The following is a 16,872-nucleotide window of genomic DNA, read 5'->3' as shown; positions in this document are numbered from 1 at the left end:
GGCAGCGGATGGAGAGGGGCCGGGCGATTTTAGTTCCGCCGGCCGGATCGTGCCGGGGCGCCTCCGCGCGGCTCGATAATGGCTTTCCGATGCCATCGTCCGATTCCCGTTTTCGGCCCCTGCTGGCCGCAGCCGCCGCGCTCGTGCTTGCCGCCTGCAGCCCCACCTTCAACTGGCGCGAGGTGCCGGTTGCCGATGACGGCCTGGTCGTCCTGCTGCCCTGCAAGCCGGACCGCGCCGATCGCGCCTTGCCGCTCGGCGCCGAGTCCGTGCAGGTCGACATGGCGGGCTGCGAAACGGGCGGTGCGACCTTCGCCGTGGCCCACGCGTCCGCCAGCGGTCCGGCGCAGGCCGAGGCCTGGCTCAAGGCGTGGCGCGCTGCCACCCGCAGTCAGCTGGGCGAGGCGCAGATGACCGAAGCCCCCGCTGCACTGAAACGCGCGACCGCCGTGCCCGCACCGGTGCGGCTCGACGCCCAGCCGCCGCGCCAGGGCGCCGCACCGGTCCAGGTGCTCTGGTTCGCCCAGTCGAAGAAAGACGGCAGTGTCTCGCTCTACCAGGCCACCGTGCTCGGTCGGCCTTCTGCGCCCGAGGCGGCCAATACCTTCTTCGAGGGCCTGCGCCTCCCATGAGCGGCAGCCTGCTTGCCGGACGGCGGCGGATCGCCACCGTCTTCCTGGCCTTTGCCTTCGCCTATTTCTTCTCGACGCTGGTGCGTGCCATCACGGCCACGCTGTCGCCTGCGCTCACCGCCGAGTTCGGACTCGAATCGCGCGATCTTGGATTGCTCGCGGGCGGCTATTTCCTGGGTTTCGCGTTCACGCAGCTGCCCATGGGCACCTGGCTCGACCGCCATGGGCCCAAGCGCGTGATCGTCAGCTTCCTGTCCGCCGCGGTGGCCGGCTGCCTGCTGTTCTCGGTGGCCACGCATTTCTGGCTGTTGCTGGCGGCGCGCGTGCTGACCGGCGTCGGCGTGAGCGCCTGCCTGATGGCGCCGCTCACCGGCTATCGGCGCTGGCTGACGCCGCCCATGCAGCTGCGCAGCAACTCGTGGATGCTGATGGTGGGCTCCTTCGGCCTTGTCGGCGCGACCTTGCCGGTGCAGTGGCTCATGCCCTACCTCGGCTGGCGGCCGTTGTTCTGGCTCCTGGCGGCGGGCGTGCTCGTGTCGATGGCGCTGATCGCATGGGCCGCGCCGGCGTGGCATGGCACCGCCGCCCAGGAAAAGAGTCAGGACGAGGGCAGCTATGCGGCCGTATGGCGCGATCCCTTCTTCCGCAAGCTCGCGCCGATCGGGTTCTTCAACTATGGCGGCTTCGTCGCGATGCAGACGCTCTGGGTCGTGCCGTGGCTCACGCGCGTGGCGGGCCACACCCCGCAGGAGGCCGCCGGCGCCCTGTTCTGGATCAGCATCGCGCTGCTCGCGACCTATTGGCTCTGGGGCGTGGTCAATCCGCGGCTCGCGCACCGCGGCATTTCCGCCGCCCGGCTCCTGGGTTGGGGAATGCCGCTCGGGATGCTGGTGCTTGCTCTTGTTTTGATAGCTGGTCCCGCGGCGGGGACGGTGGCCTGGGTGATTTTCCTGTGCGTCTCCACCGTTGTCACGCTGGCCCAGCCCGCCGTCGCCCTGGCCTTGCCGACGGCGCTCGCGGGCCGCGCGCTGTCGGCCTACAACCTGGTGGTCTTTGCAGGCGTATTTGTCGTGCAGTGGGGCATCGGCTTGCTGATCGACCTGTTCGCCAGCGCCGGGCTCGATCCGGTGGCCTCGTTCCGTGCGGCCCTGTCCGTTTTCCTGGCCTGCTGCGTTATGTCGTATGTCTACTTCCTTTGGGCGCCCCCGCATAATCGGAGCGTAGTTCCCCGACCCGCATGAACAGCATCCTCATCATCGCCCACTCACCGTTCGCGCAGGCGCTGCGGCGGTGCGCGCTGCATGTGTTCCCCGATTGCGAGCAGGCCGTCGTCGCACTCGACGTGCTGCCCAACGTATCGCCCGAAGAAACGCTGGCTGCCGCCCGCATCACGCTCGCGCAGCAGCTCAATGCACCGCGCTCGCAGGTGCTGGTGCTGGCCGACGTGTTCGGCGCAACGCCCTGCAACGTGGCCCAGAAACTGGTGGACGGCGTCCGCTCGCGGCTGGTGGCAGGCGTCAATCTGCCGATGTTGCTGCGTGCGGTGACCTACCGCCACGAACCGCTCGAAACGCTGGTGCAGCGCGCCATCGCGGGCGGCACCGCGGGTGTCATGCAGGTGGCCGTCGCGGCACCCCAGAATCAGGCGAAGAGAAAGCACAGTGATCAAGAAATCCGTGACCATCAGCAATAAGTTGGGCCTGCATGCGCGTGCATCGGCCAAGCTGACCAAAATCGCAGGCAGCTTTCCTTGCGAGGTGTGGCTCTCGCGCGGCGACCGCCGCATCAATGCCAAGAGCATCATGGGCGTCATGATGCTTGCGGCCGGGCTCGGCTCGACCGTCGAGCTCGAAACCAACGGCCAGCAGGAGGAAGAGGCAATGGACGCCATCATCCAGCTGATGAACGACAAGTTCGGCGAAGGCGAATGAATGTGGCCCCCGCGCTCCCGCACCGCGTGTCGTCGCTGCCCCCCGAGGGGGCTCGGCCGCCTTGGGGCGGCCCGGCGGCGGCCGGTGTGCCCCCCACGCTCCGCACTGCGTGTCGTCGCTGCCTTCGGCGGCGGCCGATGACCTTCGGCAGGCGCCCATGACCTTCGCAGTCCACGGCCTCCCTGTTGCCCGTGGCATTGCCATTGGCCGCGCGGTGCTGGTGGTGTCGAGCCGCATCGACGTGGCCCACTATTTCATCAAGCCCGAGGAGATCGACACCGAGATCGACCGGGTGCGCACGGCCCGCAACGCCGTGGCCGACGAGCTCGCCAAGCTGCAGACCAACGTGGCGCTGATGGGCCCGAACGATGCGCCGCACGAGCTCGCGGCGCTGCTCGAAGTGCACCAGATGCTGCTGCAGGACGAAGCGCTCACCGGCGGCGTGAAGCACTGGATCACCGACCGGCTCTACAACGCCGAATGGGCCCTGACCACGCAGCTCGAAATCATCGCGCGCCAGTTCGACGAGATGGAGGACGAGTACCTGCGCGAGCGCAAGGCCGACCTCGAGCAGGTGGTCGAACGGCTGCTGCACCGCATGAAAGGCACGGCCGCGGTGCTCGCGCCGAGCCCGCCGCGCCGCAAGCGCCCCGCTGCCGAGGACGATGACGACCCCACCGCGGGCGACGGCATCGATGCGCCGCTGGTGCTGATTGCGCATGACCTTTCGCCGGCCGACATGCTCCAGTTCAAGAAGAGCGTGTTCGCCGGCTTCGTGACCGACGTGGGCGGGCGCACCTCGCACACCGCCATCGTCGCGCGCAGCATGGACATTCCGGCCGTGGTGGGCGCGCGCACCGCGAGCCAGCTGGTGCGCCAGGACGACTGGGTGATCATCGACGGCGATGCCGGCGTGGTGATCGTCGACCCCTCGCCGATCATCCTGGCCGAGTACGGCTTCAAGCAGCGGCAGGGCGATCTGGAGCGCGGCCGGCTCGCGCGGCTGCGCCACAAGCCCGCGGTGACGCTCGACGGCCAGCGCGTGGATCTGCTCGCCAACATCGAGATGCCCGAGGACACCGTCGGCGCCGTCAAGGCCGGCGCGGTGGGTGTCGGGCTGTTTCGCAGCGAGTTCCTTTTCATGGGCCGCGAGTCGCAGCGCCAGACCCGCCTGCCCGACGAGGAAGAGCAGTACCAGGCCTACAAGCGTGCCGTCGAGGGCATGCAGGGCATGCCGGTCACCATCCGCACCATCGACGTGGGCGCCGACAAGCCCATCGACGGCAAGGTGGCCAGCAAGCAGGAGCACCTGAACCCCGCGCTCGGCCTGCGCGCCATTCGATGGAGCCTGGCCGATCCGGCCATGTTCCTCACGCAACTGCGCGCCATCCTGCGTGCGGCGGCGCACGGCGAAATCCACCTGCTGATTCCGATGCTCGCGCACGTCAGCGAGATCCGCCAGACGCTGTCGCTGATCGACTTCGCGCGCTCGGAACTCGACAGCCGCGGTGCCGTGTACGGCAAGGTGAAGCTCGGCGCGATGATCGAGATTCCCGCCGCCGCGCTCACGCTCAAGACCTTCCTGAAGTACTTCGACTTCCTGTCGATCGGCACCAACGACCTGATCCAGTACACGCTGGCCATCGACCGGGCCGACGAAGCCGTGGCCCACCTCTACGACCCGGCCCACCCCGCGGTGCTGAAGCTCGTGGCCGACACCATTGCCGAATGCCGCCGCCAGGGCAAGAGCGTGGCGGTGTGCGGCGAAATGGCGGGCGACGTGGCCTTCACGCGCCTCTTGCTCGGCCTGGGATTGCGCAGCTTCTCGATGCATCCTTCGCGCATCCTCGCCGTCAAGCAGGAAGTGCTGCGCGCCGACACCAGCAAGCTCGAAGTCTGGGCGAAGGGCGTGCTCGAGTCGGACGATCCGGCGTCGGTCCTCGCCGGAAGTTAGTTCTTAGCTATTCAATTCGCTCGAAGGCAGGGCGGAATCGAAATAAAACGAAACACGCCGAAACTGCGGCGAAAGGACTTGCCGCGCCGCGGCAAGCACCATCAGGTCTCCTCTTCCACCACAGAAAGGCCTGATCATGAAATCTCTCTCCCTGACCCAAGTCGTTGCCATCGGCTCCTTCGCGCTGCTCGCTGCAGCCGGCGCCAAGGCTGAATCCTACGAAGGCGTCCAGCCGCTCACCTCGGCAAAGAGCCGCGCCGAAGTCAACGCCGAGGCCGCTCGCGAGGCTTCCGCACCGGACCAGAACGTCGTGCGCGGTTCGCGCGGCGCCGAGACCATGGCCGTTTCCAGGGACCGCGCGGGCGTCGTCTTCGAAGCCATGCGCACCGCCGCCGCACCCGACCAGAACGTGACCTCGGGCTCGCGCGTGAACAGCAAGGTCGTCTCGACCATGCAGAACCCCGTCGATGCACGTGCCGCAGCGGCCGGCAACAGCAACAAGCTCTAAGACCCACGCCCACAGGGCACCCCTGGGGCCGCAAGGAACATCATGAAACACTGGATCAAACGCACTCTCTTCGGTTTCGCCGGCCTTGCGGTGGTGGCGGGCAGCATTGCCGGCTGCGCCGGTCATCGACACGGCTGGGGCGGCGGCGACTCCGCCGAGTTCCGCACGAAGATGGTCGAGCGCGTCGGCAGCAAGCTGGAACTCGACGCTTCGCAGAAGCAGAAGCTCGCCGTGCTGTCCGAGAAGCTGCAGGCACAGCGCGAAGCCATGCGCGGTGCAGGCGGTTCGGGCGATCCGCGTTCGCAGTTCAAGGCGCTGTTCGCGGGCAACAAGCTCGACCAGGCCGCCGCCACGCGGCTCGTCGACGAGAAGACCGCGGCCGTGCGCAACGGCAGCCCGGAGATCATCGCGGCCGCCGCCGATTTCTTCGACAGCCTGAATGCAGCGCAGCAGCAGAAGGTGCGCGACTTCATGGATCGCGGCGGCCGCCGCTGGGGCCATCATGGCTAGGCTTGGCTCACTCCCAGGCTTTGCGCACTTCGTGTCGCTTCGCCAACCCCCTGCAAGGGGGCGATACCTGCGGCCCGGCGAAGCCGGTTCCGCGGTATCCCACGACCAGGCAGTGCCAGCGGCGGGCGGCGTGCGCATGCTGCTGCGTGTGGAAGGCGTGGTGGTGCTCGCCGCATCGCTGGCCGCCTACGCGCAGTTCGGTGCCGGCTGGGGTGTGTTCGCGCTCTGGCTGCTGGCACCCGATCTCGCGATGCTGGGCTATCTGGCCGGGCCGCGCATCGGCGCCGCCTTCTACAACGCCACGCATTCTTACCTCGGCGCCATCGTGCTGCTGGCCGTCGGCGCGCTCGCGGCCATCCCGTGGGCCGTGACCGGCGGCCTGATCTGGTGCGCCCACATCGGCCTCGACCGCGCGCTCGGCTACGGCCTCAAGTACGGCGCGGGCTTCGGCTCGACGCACCTGGGCCGCATCGGACGGGCCGATCCGTGGTGAGCGCAGCGAAGGCCGCGCGGTGGCGCGCCTTGCAGCGGACGGAAACGGCGGTGCAATGCCCGCGGGCCTGATCGTCAGCCAATTGTTCGCCAGGAGGCACAATCCCGCCATGCCGCGCATCCTGCTGATCGACGACGACGAACATCTCGCCGCGCCGCTGACCACCTACTTCGCCCGCTTCGGCTACACGCTGGAGAACGCGGTGCGCCCGAGCGAAGGGCTCGCCAAGCTGCGTGCGGGCCCGTACGACGCGGCGATTCTCGACGTGATGCTGCCCGAGATGGACGGCTTCGCGCTGTGCCGCGAGATCCGCAAGGAGAGCGACATTCCCATCGTGATGCTCACCGCGCGCGGCGAGGTGATGGACCGCGTGGTCGGCCTCGAGCTGGGCGCCGACGACTACGTGCCCAAGCCCTTCGAGCCGCGCGAGCTGGTGGCGCGCGTGCAGACCATCCTGCGCCGCCAGCGCAGCACGCCGGCGGCCGCCAACGGCAACGGCAACGGCACGCAGCACCGCGTGTTCGACGGGCTGTCGATCGACCTCGACCGGCGCCAGGTGCTGCGCCACGGCGAGCGCGTCGAGCTCACCGGCACCGAGTTCGAGCTGCTGGCGCTGCTGGCGGCCGAGCCCGGCAAGGTGTTCAGCCGCGACGACATCCTGAACCGCCTGCGCGGCCATGAAGCCGAGCTCTACACCCGGGCGGTCGACATCGTGGTGAGCCGCCTGCGCAAGAAGCTCGAGCCGCTGGATTGCATCAAGACGCTGCGCAACGCCGGCTATGCGCTGGCCGTGGCGCGCAGCGAGCCCGCATGAGGCTTCGGCGGCGGGGTTTCCGCGAGGCATTGCGCGAGATCGCATGCCGCCGCGAAGAGCTGCACAGGCAATGGCACGCGCAGTGGCACGAAAAGGTGCAGGGCAAGCGCCGCTGGCGCCGCTCGCTGCGCATCCGGCTGGTCATGATGTTCGTGATGCTGGCGCTGGTGATGGCGGCCGTGTTCATGGGCGGCATGAAGAAGTCCTTTTCCACCGGCTGGGCCGAGGCCGCCAAGCCGATGCTGGTCGACTATGCCGACCGGCTCGTCGCCGAGATCGGCACGCCGCCCGACGTCGCGCGCGCGCAGGCGCTGGTGAACCGGCTGCCGATCACGATCCGCATCACCGGTCCCAAGGTCAACTGGGACTCGAACCCCGGCGGCGTCCAGAGCCGCGGCGGCTGGATGCATGACCGCGACGAGGAGCCGTGGAGCGACAAATGGTTCATCCGCCCCACGGCCGACGGTCATCGCGTCATCTTCGGCTGGTCGCCCAGGCTCTGGCAGCTCGCGCCGCGCGTCGTCGGCTGGGCCACGCTCTGCGCGCTGCTGCTGCTCATGGTGCTGGGCTATGCCTATGTCAGCCGGCTGCTGCGGCCGCTGATCGACATCCGCGAAGGCGCGCAGCGCTTCGGCCGCGGCGAGTTCATGCAACCGATCCCGATCCGCCGCAACGACGACCTCGGCGACCTTGCGGAGCACATCAACACCATGGCCGACGACATCCAGGCCATGCTCGATGCCAAGCGCGGGCTGCTGCTGGCGTTGAGCCATGAGCTGCGCTCGCCGCTCACGCGCGCCCGGCTCAATGCCGAGCTGCTGCCGGTCACGCCCGAAAGCCAGGCCGAGCGCGAGGCGCTGCTGCGCGACCTCAACGAGATGCGCGACCTGATCAGCGACCTGCTCGAGAGCGAGCGGCTCGCGAGCCCCCACGTGGCGCTGCAGCGCGAGCCTGTGGACCTGGCGGCGCTGGTGCGCGAAGTCGCGGCCGAGATGCCGGGCGCCCAGCACGTGCATCTGGATCTTGCCGAGGGATTGCCCCCCCACGCCGTCGACCGCATGCGCATTCGCCTGCTGGTGCGCAACCTGCTGGACAACGCCTTGCGCTACAGCACCGATGCGCCCCGTCCGCCCTGCGTGGCGCTGCGCGCCGTGGTCGACGGGCCGGCGCAGGGGGTGGAGATCGAGGTCCGCGACCACGGCCCCGGTGTCGACGAGGCCCAGCTCGAACGCCTGACCGAGGCGTTCTACCGCACCGACGGCGCGCGCCAGCGTGCCACCGGCGGCGTCGGGCTGGGCATGTACCTTTGCCGGCTGATCGCGGAGGCACACGGCGGGAGCCTCGCGGTGCGCAACGCGAATCCGGGCCTGCGGATCGTCGTCCGTCTGGCCTGACCGGCCACCGGACCGGGCTGGGTGCCGGCGCGGTGCTGTCGCCTGCGCTACGGGCTGCAGCGCCGCGCGCCGCTAGCATGGCGCCGCAACAACGACCTTTCCAAGGAGACCTCCCATGGCCCCAACGCCCGTCAATCACCAGGTCAGGCTCGCCAAGCGGCCCGAGGGCGCGGCAACGCGCGAACACTGGCAGTTCACGACCGAACCGGTCGGCGAACCCGCCGACGGCGGCGTGCTGGTCAAGACGCTCTCGCTCTCGCTCGACCCCGCCATGCGCGGCTGGCTCAACGATGCCAAGAGCTACATCGCGCCGGTGGAAATCGGCGCCGTGATGCGCGCGGGCGGCATCGGCCGCGTCATCGCCTCGAAGAACCCGGACTTCGCGGTCGGCGACACGGTCTACGGCACGCTGGGCGTGCAGGAATACATGCTCGTTCCCAAGGAGGAGATCAAGCGCAGCGGACTCGCCAAGATCGACCTGCGCGCGGGCATCATCCACCAGTGGCTCAACGTGCTCGGCATGCCGGGCATGACCGGCTACTTCGGGCTGATGGACGTGGGCCAGCCCAAGGCGGGCGAAACCGTGGTCATCTCCGGTGCCGCGGGCGCCGTGGGGCAGACGGTCGGGCAGCTGGCCAGGATCAAGGGCTGCCGCGTGGTCGGCATCGCCGGCGGGCAGGCCAAGTGCGACTGGGTGGTGAAGGAGCTGGGCTTCGACGCCTGCATCGACTACAAGGCCGGCGCCGCTGCCGTGCGCGACGGCCTCAAGGCGCACTGCCCCAAGGGCGTGGACATCTACTTCGACAACGTCGGCGGCGAGATCCTCGACGCGGTGCTGGCGCGGCTCGCGCGCAAGGCCCGCGTGATCATCTGCGGTGCCATCAGCCAGTACAACAACGCCAACAGCATGCCCGCGGCCGGCCCGCGGAACTACCTGAGCCTGCTGGTGAACCGCGCGCGCATGGAAGGCATCGTGGTGTTCGACTATGCAGACCGCTTCCCCATTGCCGTGGCCGAACTCGCCGGCTACCTCAAGGATGGCCGCATGAAGAGCAAGGAGGATGTGGTCGTGGGGCTCGACACCTTCCCCGAGGCGCTGAACCGACTCTTCAGCGGCGAGAACTTCGGCAAGCTGGTGCTGCAGGTGGCCGAGGCCTGAGCGCAGGCGTCGAACGGCTGGCCGCAAGCCGGGCCCCGGCGACAACCCAGGTCTCTCTCCGGGGGGCGCTGCGGTTCAGCCTTCGTCGGGCCGCATCGGGATGTCGCCCATCGCATCGTCCTCGCGCAGGCTGCGCGCGGCCTTCAGCAGTTCGATCGACAGGCCGCCGCCCTGGCCGGCGAAGCCCTTGGCAACGCCTTCCAGCGCCGTTGCGAGGCCGGTTTCGCCGTCGGCGCGCGCGTCCATGCTGATGTTGAGCACCCGCGCCGCCATCTGGCGGTAGGTGATGGCGCCCGCGCCCTCGAGTGCGGCCACCAGGTCGAGGTACAGCGCCAGGTTCAGGTCGAACACCAGCTTGGGCGTGACCTCGAAATCTTCGTTCTTGTTCTTGTCTTCCATGAGTGGGGGCTCCTTTTTTCCTGAACCTCCACTCTAGCCATAAAAACGCGCGGCTCCGTCGGACAGGAACCACTCAGCGGGCGCGCGTGCCCATGACGGCCGCCGAGATGATGAGCAGGGCGGCCAGCGCGATGGTCCAGGTCAGCGGCCGGCCGGTCACGAGCAGCAGCAGCGCCGTCGAGCCCAAGGGAGTGAGATAGCTCAGGATGCCGATGCGCCGCGGGTCGCCGCGCTTGAGCGCCATGTCCCACACGAAGAAGGCCGCGCCGAGCGGGCCGAGGCCGCACAGCACGAGCAGCAGCCAGTCCTTGCCGGACAGCGCGACCGGCGCTTCGAGCACGGCATGGCAGGCCAGCGAGAGCACCCCCGAGACCAGCCCGAACAGGCCAATGGCCGAGGTCGGAAAGGCCGCCACGCGCTTCGTCCACAGCGAATAGCTGGCCCAGATGAAGGCCGAGCCCAGCGCCGGCAGGAAACCCCAGTAGCCTTGGAGCGCGCTTGTGCCGCCGCCGCTGCGCGTGCCGAGGATGGCGACCGCCGCGCCCGCGAAGCCCAGCAGGGCTGCCACCACGTGCAGCGGCCGCAGCGACACGCCGGGCAGCAGCACCGGCGCGAGCACCACCATGAACAGCGGCCACAGGTAGTTGACGAGGTTGGCCTCGACCGGCGGTGCGTGCCGCAGCGCGATGAACAGCAGGAAGTGGAAACCGAACAGGCCGTAGACGCCCAGGGCCAGCGCGCGCGGCGGCACGCGCCAGGCCGCGCGGTCGCGCAGCACCAGCGGCCAGCTCGGCACGCTGCCGATGATCAGCGCGAGCCCGGTCAGAAGGAACGGCGGCAAGTGCGAGAGGGCGGTGCCGAGCGAGGCGAGCGTGGCCCAGAGCGCGATCGCGAGCAGGGCGTGGAAGGTGGGCGACATGAACAAAGAGGCTAACCCGGCCGGCCGTCGCGCAGCGCCGGTGCGTCGTCGCGAAACGACGGTCTTGCCGTCAGGAGTCGAGCCGGCGCAGCGCGGCGGTGAGCGCCGAGGGTGAGCGGTAGCCCGTGCGGCGCGCGGTTTCCGCGACGCCGACGCCTTCGAGCCGCAGTTCGCGCGCATGCGCCAGCCGCAGCCGGCGCAGCCAGTGCATCGCGCTCATGCCCTGTTCCTCGCGGCAGCGCTGCGCGAGCTGGCTGGGGCTCAGGCAGGCGACCGTGGCCAGGTCGGCGACCGTGAGCGGCTCGTGCCACCGGGCCCTGGCCCACGCCGCGAGCGCCGGCCACTCGATGCGACGGCGACGCTTGTGCGGCAGGGAAGGCGCGGGGCTCCAGGCTTCCAGCAACAGCGCGGGGCCCTGCTGCAGCGCGAGCGCGAACTGCTGCGGCTGCTTCATGCAGTGCGCGAGATAGCGCGCCAGCGCATGCAGCTGCGGCAGGTCGGCCGGCGCGCGCTCGGCACACCGGGCCCAGCGCGCATGCGTGGTGTCGAGCACGAGGCACATGCTGCCGCTGCCGCGCGCTTCGAAGTCGTGCCGGTCGCCCGGCGCGACCACCTGCGCCTGGCCGGCGCCGACGCCGGCACCGCGGCCCTCGACCTCGATCTCCAGCACGCCCTCGAGGCCGATCAGCACCTGGAAGTGGTCATGCGCATGGCTGCCGCGCGAGGCGCCGTAGTTGCGCAGCGAAAGGGTGGGCGTGGCGGGCTGGGGCATGAAGAGGGGCTATTGTCCTGCGGCGCTCCCTGCCTGTCACCCCAGCCGCAGCAGCAGCGCCGAGGCCGCGCACACCAGCAGGAACGGGATGCTGATGCGATGGAACTCGCGCAGCCCGTGCGGCAACTTGGCCAGCCGCAGCGCGATCAGGTTGGCCAGCGAGCCCAGCACGCAGCCGAAGCCGCCCACGCTCACGCCGGCGGCGAGCGCGGGCAGGTCGCGCACATGGCCGTCGAGCAGGATTGCCGCGGGCACGTTGCTGATGAGCTGCGAGGCGACGATGGCGGCGAGGTAGGCGCGCCATCCTTCGGTAATGGGCCAGAGGTTCAGCAGCGATTGGACCGCCGGCAGCTCGGCCAGCTGGCGCAGGTCAACGAACATCAGCGCAATGATCGCGAGCAGCGTCCAGTCGATGTCTCGCAGGACGCGCGGATACGACACCAGGAACACCGCGAACACCACGCCCAGGCCTGCCAGCAGCCAGTGCCGGTCGAGCGCGACCACGAAGCCGACGAACAGAGCTCCCGCCAATGCCAGCAGTCGCGGCTGCACCGGCGCGGCTTCGGTCTCGGGCTTGAGCGCGATGGGCGTGCGCGGCACCAGCAGCCAGGCCGCCGCGAAGAGCCAGAACAGCATCACGGCCACGGTCGGCAGCATCATCCCCGTGAAGGCGACGAAGCTCTCGCCCGAGCGATGCCACAGATAGAGGTTCTGCGGATTGCCGATGGGCGTGAGCGCAGAGCCCGCATTGACCGCCAGCGCCTCGAGCACCACCAGCCGCGCGAGCGGCAGGTGGGCCTGGTTGGCGAGCACGCGTGTCAGCGGCACCAGCAGGAACAGGCTCACGTCGTTGGTCACCAGCGCGGACAGGAACGCCGCGCTGGCGGTCAGCAGCAGCGCCAGGCTGCGCTGGTTGTGCGTGCGCGCGAGCAGGCGCTGCGCGGCGGCCTGCAGCATGCCGCTTTTCTCCACCCCCTGCGTGATCGCGAGCAGTCCGGCCAGCGCCCCCACGGTCTGCCAGTCGACCAGCTTCAGCCAGTCCATCGGCGCGCGCGGGCGCAGGAAGGCGAACAAGAGCGCGACGGCAGCCAGCAGCCACAGCAGGCCGTTGCCGCCGCCCTGCTCGGACGGCGCTGCCGCCTGTGCTTCAGCGGCCGGCAAGTTCACGCAGTTCGCGCTTGAGCACCTTGCCGATGGCGCTGCGCGGCAGTTCGTCGATGAAGCTCAGGCGCGCCAGGCGCTGGGTTTTTCCGAGCTGGGCGTTGGCCCATCGCAGCAGTGCGTCGGCGGCGGTGCCGTCGCCCTCGCGGCGCACCACGAAGGCCACCGGCGTCTCGCCCCACTGCTCCGAAGGCACGCCGATCACCGCCACGTCGGCCACGGCCGCATGGCCGCGCAGCACCGCTTCGAGATCGCTCGGATAGATGTTGAAGCCGCCGCTGATGATCATGTCCTTCTTGCGGTCGAACAGCGTCAGGAAGCCGTCGGCATCGAAGCGTCCGACGTCGCCGGTGCGGATGAAGCGCTTGCCGGTGGCATCGAACCACTCGGCCTCGCGCGTCTTGTCGGGCTGGCGGTGGTAGCCGGTCATCATGCCGGCCGAATGGCCCACCACCTCGCCGGCCAGTTCGATGTTGCCGCGCGGGATCTCGTTGCCGTCCTCGTCGATCAGGCGGATGTCGCTGCCTTCGGCCGGGCAGCCGACCGTGTGCAGCTTGTTCGGGTACAGGTGCGCTTCGAGGATGCAGGTGCCGCCGCCCTCGGTCATGCCGTAGAACTCGATCAGCCCGCCGGGCCAGCGCTTGAGCACGTCGGCCTTGAGTGCGGCGCTGAAGGGCGCGCTGGTGCTGAACTTGAAACGGAACGACGAGAGGTCGTGCGCGTCGAAGCGCGGGTGCGCCATCAGGCGCTGGTACTGCACCGGCACCAGCATGGTGTGCGTGACGCGGCGCTGCTGGGCCAGCTGCAGGTAGCCGAGCGCGTCGAACTTGGGCATCAGCACCACGCAGCCGCCGAAGGCGAGGGTCGGGAAGAACACCACCAGCGTGGTGTTGGAATAGAGCGGCGTCGACAGCAGCGTGACGGTGTCCGGGCCATACCCGTACTTGGCGCCGCGCTGCACATGGGCCCAGCGCATGCCGTGGCCCTGCACGATGCCCTTGGGCTCGCCGGTGGTGCCCGACGAATAGATGATGTTGAAGGGCCAGGAAGGCTGCGCTTCGACGGCGCGCGGCTGCGTGCCGGCCGGGGCCAGCCAGCGCTCGAGGCCCTGCCCGGCGGCGGAGCCGTCGAGCGCCACGCGCGGGATGCCGCCTTCCTTCACGGGGCCGACGACCTCGGCCGCCGAGGCGTCGGTGAAGAGAATGCGTGCATCGGCATCCTCGATCATGCGCGCCAGGCTGGCCGGCGTGGACCCGGGCGCCAGCGGCGCGACCGCGACGCCCGCGCGCAACGCGCCAAGGAACACCGCCGCATAGTTCACCGAGGAAGCCGCGCAGACCGCGATGGCATCGCCGGGCTGGAGCCCGTCGCGCTGCAGGCTGGCCGCGACGCGGTCCATCAGCGCGTCGAGCGCGCCATAGTTCAGTGCCTGTTGCGCGTCCGCGAGCGCGGCGTGGCCGGGGGTGTGCTGCGCATGGAGGCGAACCAGGTCGGCGATGGCGCCGAAGCCGCGCTCCATGGCAGTTCGAATGGCAGGGTGCGTTTGCAAAATCGATCCTTCGTCTTGGCCAGACAGCAGGATAGCGAAGACCCCGGCCTGGCGGTGAGCCGCACGCGACGGGCGGGGCCCTACGCCGCGCGCAGGGTGCGGCGCGACCGCCGCGCCGGCTTGTCCTGGCGCGCCCACTCAGCCTGCTCGATCAGGCGGCCGAGCTCGACCACGGCCGGGCTGCGCTCCCCGGCATCGCCTTCGCTGTAGGCCAGAGTGAAGTCCAGCATCGGCAGCGCGGGCAGGCCGTCGCGCTCGTCCAGCACCGCCATGCCCGGGCGCAGGTTGTCGCGGGTGAACGTGGCTACCGCGAGGCCGCTCAGCGCGACCGTGCGCAGGTCCTGCAGGCTGTGCGAGCTGAAGGCGCCGTGCCAGGGGATGCCGGCCTTGTTCAGCGCATCGATGCTGACCTGGCGGCACACGCAGGGCGTTGGCGAATAGGCCAGCGGCAGCGAGGCATCGTCGGAGCGCTCGAAGCCCTCGGCCGCGGCCCACACCATCGGCAGGCGCCGAAGCAGCGCTCCTTCGACCGTGCCCGAGACCGACACCACCACCGCCAGGTCGAGTTCGCGCTCGCGCACCATCGTGGCCAGGTCGAGCGTCAGGCCCACGCTCACTTCCAGCCTCACGTTGGGGCAACTGCGCGAGAACTGGCGCAAGAGCTGCGGCAGGCCCTCGCTCATGAAGCTCTCGGGCACGCCGAAGCGCACCGTGCCTTCGATGGGCGAGCAGCGGAAGTGCCGCGTCAGCGCGTCCTGCGCCTGCAGGATGCGTTCGGCATGGCGCAGGAAGTCCTCGCCGTCGGCGGTCAGGCTGAGGCGCCGCGTGGTGCGGTGGAACAGCGGGCGTCCGACCCGTTCCTCCAGCCGGCGGATCTGGTGGCTGACCGCCGATTGCGTCAGGTGCAGTTGCTCGGCGGCGCGGGTGAAGCCATTGGCCTGGTGGACGGCGATGAAGGCCTGCAGGAGGCCGGTGTCGAAGCTCATGGCCGTCAGATTAATGAATTCGATCGTTGAATCAAAGGAATTTTCATCATTTGCGTAATGAAACAAGGGTCTTGAGAATGCCTGGAACCTCCCGTTCCCACCTTCTCTTTCACGACCCGCCGATGTCCTCTTCCGCCCCCCGCCATCCCACCCTCGCGCTGGCCGCCATCTGCCTGGCGGCGCTGATGTTCGGCCTGGAGATTTCCAGTGTGCCGATCATCCTGCCGGTGCTGGAGGCGCGGCTGCACGCCGATTTCCAGGACCTGCAATGGATCATGAACGCCTACACCATCGCCTGCACGACGGTGCTGATGGCCACCGGTACCTTGGCCGACCGCTACGGACGGCGTCGCATGTTCGCGTTCACGGTGCTGGCCTTCGGCATGGCCTCGCTGCTGTGCGGCCTGGCGCCCAGCACGCCGATGCTGATTGCCGCGCGCTTCCTGCAGGGCATGGCGGGCGGCGCGATGTTCATCTGCTCCATTGCGATCCTGTCGCACCAGTTTCCCGACGGCAAGGCGCGCGGCCGCGCCTTCGCGATCTGGGGCGTGGTGGCCGGCATCGGCCTGGGTTTCGGACCGGTGGTGGGCAGCGCGATCATTGCGCTGGCCAGCTGGCACTGGGTCTTCCTCGCGCATGCGCCGCTGGCGCTGCTGGGGCTGGCGCTGATCATGGCCGGCGTGACGGAGTCTCGCGATCCACTGGCCAGGCAGCAGAAGCTGGACCTGGCGGGCATCGTCACGCTGACCATCGCGGTGCTCGGGCTCACCTGGTTGATCACGCAGGGCGGCGGCCTGGGCTGGACCAGCCCGGCCGCGCTGGGCCTGATGGCCGTGTCGGTGGTGGGCCTCGTGGCCTTCGTCGCGGTCGAGCGCTTCCATCCGCACCCGATGTTCGACTTCGCGGTATTCCGCATCCGCGACTTCTCGGGCGCCATCCTCGGTTGCATCGGCATGAACTGCAGCTACTGGCCGTTCATGATCTACCTGCCGCTGTACTTCTCCGCCGGCCTGGGCTACGGCACGACCACCGTCGGGCTGGCGCTCCTGGTCTACACGGTGCCTTTCCTGGTGATGCCGCCGATCGCGCAATGGCTGCTGCTGCGCTACCAGGCGCGCTTCGTGATTCCCGCCGGGCTGTTCCTGATCGGCCTGGGCTTCATGTCGATGAAGTGGGGCAGCGGCCTCGCGCATCTGGGCGGCTGGACGGTATTGCCCGGTGCGCTGATCGCCGGCATCGGCCTGGGCCTGACCACCACGCCCGCGACCAACATGACCACCGCCTCGGTGCCCGCCCATCGCGCCGGCATGGCCTCGGGCATGGACGTCAGCGCGCGCCTCATCTCCCTGGCCATCAACATCGCGGTGATGGGCCTGGTGCTGGTGGCGGGGATCCTGGCCGCGCTGCGTGCGACGCTGGGAACGACGCTGGATGCGGCGCGGCTGCGCGCATTGGCCGAGCAGCTCGCGGGAGGGGACGTGGCGGGCGCGCAGCAAGCGTTGGCGACGCTGGCCCTGCCGGATGCCTCCGCTGCGCTCCTGCAGGCCGCCATGACCCATGGCTTCGGATGGGTCATGCTGTACGGCGGGCTCGGCGCCTGGCTGACTGCGGTGCTCAGCTTCGCGGTGTTCGGCCGCCGGCAGGCTCCGGCCGCGCGGGACGCCTCGCCTCGGATGGCCGGCGGGCGCTGA

Annotated in this window: 18 protein-coding genes; 12 read left to right on the top strand and 6 right to left on the bottom strand. The window is 69.5% G+C overall.

The features are described 5' to 3' along the window. Window positions 1–89: 89 nt before the first annotated feature. The 11 genes from VAPA_RS24955 to VAPA_RS24905 all read left to right on the top strand — a co-directional run bounded on the left by VAPA_RS24955 (window position 90) and on the right by VAPA_RS24905 (window position 9,395). Entirely contained in the window at window positions 90–632 is a 543-nt protein-coding gene (locus tag VAPA_RS24955; RefSeq protein WP_021012784.1) for a hypothetical protein, read from the top strand. After that, on the top strand, window positions 629–1,873 hold the full coding sequence (locus VAPA_RS24950; RefSeq protein WP_021012783.1) for an MFS transporter: 1,245 nt from the start codon (window positions 629–631) through the stop codon (window positions 1,871–1,873). Before VAPA_RS24955 ends, VAPA_RS24950 begins: the two co-directional genes overlap by 4 nt. Further along, a complete protein-coding gene (locus VAPA_RS24945; RefSeq protein WP_021012782.1) occupies window positions 1,870–2,325 on the top strand; it encodes a PTS sugar transporter subunit IIA in 456 nt (151 codons plus the stop codon). Before VAPA_RS24950 ends, VAPA_RS24945 begins: the two co-directional genes overlap by 4 nt. Beyond that, window positions 2,294–2,563, top strand: a complete 270-nt coding sequence (locus tag VAPA_RS24940) for an HPr family phosphocarrier protein (RefSeq protein ID WP_041946240.1) — start codon at window positions 2,294–2,296, stop codon at window positions 2,561–2,563. Before VAPA_RS24945 ends, VAPA_RS24940 begins: the two co-directional genes overlap by 32 nt. Before the next feature lie 157 nt (window positions 2,564–2,720). Then, window positions 2,721–4,517: a phosphoenolpyruvate--protein phosphotransferase gene (gene ptsP / locus VAPA_RS24935; RefSeq protein ID WP_021012780.1), complete on the top strand. Its 1,797-nt coding sequence runs from the start codon at window positions 2,721–2,723 to the stop codon at window positions 4,515–4,517. 136 nt (window positions 4,518–4,653) lie between these two features. Further along, on the top strand, window positions 4,654–5,025 hold the full coding sequence (locus VAPA_RS24930; RefSeq protein WP_021012779.1) for a hypothetical protein: 372 nt from the start codon (window positions 4,654–4,656) through the stop codon (window positions 5,023–5,025). Between the two features lie 42 nt (window positions 5,026–5,067). Further along, window positions 5,068–5,535 carry a Spy/CpxP family protein refolding chaperone gene (locus VAPA_RS24925; protein ID WP_021012778.1) on the top strand — a complete coding sequence of 156 codons (468 nt, stop codon included), beginning with the start codon at window positions 5,068–5,070 and terminating at the stop codon, window positions 5,533–5,535. Between the two features lie 112 nt (window positions 5,536–5,647). Then, window positions 5,648–6,028 carry a DUF4260 domain-containing protein gene (locus tag VAPA_RS24920; RefSeq protein WP_230558932.1) on the top strand — a complete coding sequence of 127 codons (381 nt, stop codon included), beginning with the start codon at window positions 5,648–5,650 and terminating at the stop codon, window positions 6,026–6,028. A gap of 109 nt (window positions 6,029–6,137) precedes the next feature. Beyond that, the gene (locus VAPA_RS24915; RefSeq protein WP_021012776.1) at window positions 6,138–6,842 is read left to right on the top strand and encodes a response regulator transcription factor; all 705 of its coding nucleotides are present in this window, start codon (window positions 6,138–6,140) and stop codon (window positions 6,840–6,842) included. Beyond that, entirely contained in the window at window positions 6,839–8,236 is a 1,398-nt protein-coding gene (locus tag VAPA_RS24910) for a HAMP domain-containing sensor histidine kinase (protein ID WP_021012775.1), read from the top strand. Before VAPA_RS24915 ends, VAPA_RS24910 begins: the two co-directional genes overlap by 4 nt. A gap of 115 nt (window positions 8,237–8,351) precedes the next feature. After that, on the top strand, window positions 8,352–9,395 hold the full coding sequence (locus VAPA_RS24905) for an NADP-dependent oxidoreductase (protein WP_021012774.1): 1,044 nt from the start codon (window positions 8,352–8,354) through the stop codon (window positions 9,393–9,395). Window positions 9,396–9,470: 75 nt separating this feature from the next. On the opposite strand, the gene VAPA_RS24900 is transcribed toward VAPA_RS24905, so the two are convergent. The 6 genes from VAPA_RS24900 to VAPA_RS24875 form a co-directional block, all read right to left on the bottom strand. Continuing rightward, window positions 9,471–9,794, bottom strand: coding sequence for a hypothetical protein (locus VAPA_RS24900; RefSeq protein ID WP_021012773.1), 324 nt, complete (start codon window positions 9,792–9,794; stop codon window positions 9,471–9,473). Between the two features lie 73 nt (window positions 9,795–9,867). After that, window positions 9,868–10,713, bottom strand: coding sequence for a DMT family transporter (locus VAPA_RS24895; RefSeq protein ID WP_041946611.1), 846 nt, complete (start codon window positions 10,711–10,713; stop codon window positions 9,868–9,870). A 70-nt stretch (window positions 10,714–10,783) separates the two neighbouring features. After that, window positions 10,784–11,485, bottom strand: a complete 702-nt coding sequence (locus tag VAPA_RS24890) for a helix-turn-helix transcriptional regulator (RefSeq protein WP_021012771.1) — start codon at window positions 11,483–11,485, stop codon at window positions 10,784–10,786. A 36-nt stretch (window positions 11,486–11,521) separates the two neighbouring features. After that, entirely contained in the window at window positions 11,522–12,652 is a 1,131-nt protein-coding gene (locus tag VAPA_RS24885) for an SLC13 family permease (RefSeq protein ID WP_041946238.1), read from the bottom strand. Further along, entirely contained in the window at window positions 12,633–14,165 is a 1,533-nt protein-coding gene (locus tag VAPA_RS24880) for a class I adenylate-forming enzyme family protein (RefSeq protein ID WP_021012769.1), read from the bottom strand. Before VAPA_RS24880 ends, VAPA_RS24885 begins: the two co-directional genes overlap by 20 nt. Before the next feature lie 110 nt (window positions 14,166–14,275). Beyond that, entirely contained in the window at window positions 14,276–15,181 is a 906-nt protein-coding gene (locus VAPA_RS24875; protein WP_021012768.1) for a LysR family transcriptional regulator, read from the bottom strand. Between the two features lie 122 nt (window positions 15,182–15,303). Between VAPA_RS24875 and VAPA_RS24870 the strand changes: the two genes are divergently transcribed. Continuing rightward, on the top strand, window positions 15,304–16,872 hold the full coding sequence (locus VAPA_RS24870; protein WP_021012767.1) for an MFS transporter: 1,569 nt from the start codon (window positions 15,304–15,306) through the stop codon (window positions 16,870–16,872).

Source organism: Variovorax paradoxus B4, assembly GCF_000463015.1.
GTDB lineage: Bacteria > Pseudomonadota > Gammaproteobacteria > Burkholderiales > Burkholderiaceae_C > Variovorax > Variovorax paradoxus_E.
Note: the sequence above shows the minus strand (reverse complement) of the source record. Positions and strands in the feature narration are given on the sequence as shown.

Excerpts from the sequence above, each read along its gene's own strand:
- VAPA_RS24955 (WP_021012784.1), top strand. The coding sequence starts at position 90 with ATGCCATCGTCCGATTCCCGTTTTCGGCCCCTGCTGGCCGCAGCCGCC.
- VAPA_RS24950 (WP_021012783.1), top strand. The coding sequence starts at position 629 with ATGAGCGGCAGCCTGCTTGCCGGACGGCGGCGGATCGCCACCGTCTTC.
- VAPA_RS24945 (WP_021012782.1), top strand. The coding sequence starts at position 1,870 with ATGAACAGCATCCTCATCATCGCCCACTCACCGTTCGCGCAGGCGCTG.
- ptsP (WP_021012780.1), top strand. The coding sequence starts at position 2,721 with ATGACCTTCGCAGTCCACGGCCTCCCTGTTGCCCGTGGCATTGCCATT.
- VAPA_RS24930 (WP_021012779.1), top strand. The coding sequence starts at position 4,654 with ATGAAATCTCTCTCCCTGACCCAAGTCGTTGCCATCGGCTCCTTCGCG.
- VAPA_RS24925 (WP_021012778.1), top strand. The coding sequence starts at position 5,068 with ATGAAACACTGGATCAAACGCACTCTCTTCGGTTTCGCCGGCCTTGCG.
- VAPA_RS24915 (WP_021012776.1), top strand. The coding sequence starts at position 6,138 with ATGCCGCGCATCCTGCTGATCGACGACGACGAACATCTCGCCGCGCCG.
- VAPA_RS24910 (WP_021012775.1), top strand. The coding sequence starts at position 6,839 with ATGAGGCTTCGGCGGCGGGGTTTCCGCGAGGCATTGCGCGAGATCGCA.
- VAPA_RS24905 (WP_021012774.1), top strand. The coding sequence starts at position 8,352 with ATGGCCCCAACGCCCGTCAATCACCAGGTCAGGCTCGCCAAGCGGCCC.
- VAPA_RS24900 (WP_021012773.1), bottom strand. The coding sequence starts at position 9,794 with ATGGAAGACAAGAACAAGAACGAAGATTTCGAGGTCACGCCCAAGCTG.
- VAPA_RS24895 (WP_041946611.1), bottom strand. The coding sequence starts at position 10,713 with ATGTCGCCCACCTTCCACGCCCTGCTCGCGATCGCGCTCTGGGCCACG.
- VAPA_RS24890 (WP_021012771.1), bottom strand. The coding sequence starts at position 11,485 with ATGCCCCAGCCCGCCACGCCCACCCTTTCGCTGCGCAACTACGGCGCC.
- VAPA_RS24880 (WP_021012769.1), bottom strand. The coding sequence starts at position 14,165 with ATGGAGCGCGGCTTCGGCGCCATCGCCGACCTGGTTCGCCTCCATGCG.
- VAPA_RS24875 (WP_021012768.1), bottom strand. The coding sequence starts at position 15,181 with ATGAGCTTCGACACCGGCCTCCTGCAGGCCTTCATCGCCGTCCACCAG.
- VAPA_RS24870 (WP_021012767.1), top strand. The coding sequence starts at position 15,304 with ATGTCCTCTTCCGCCCCCCGCCATCCCACCCTCGCGCTGGCCGCCATC.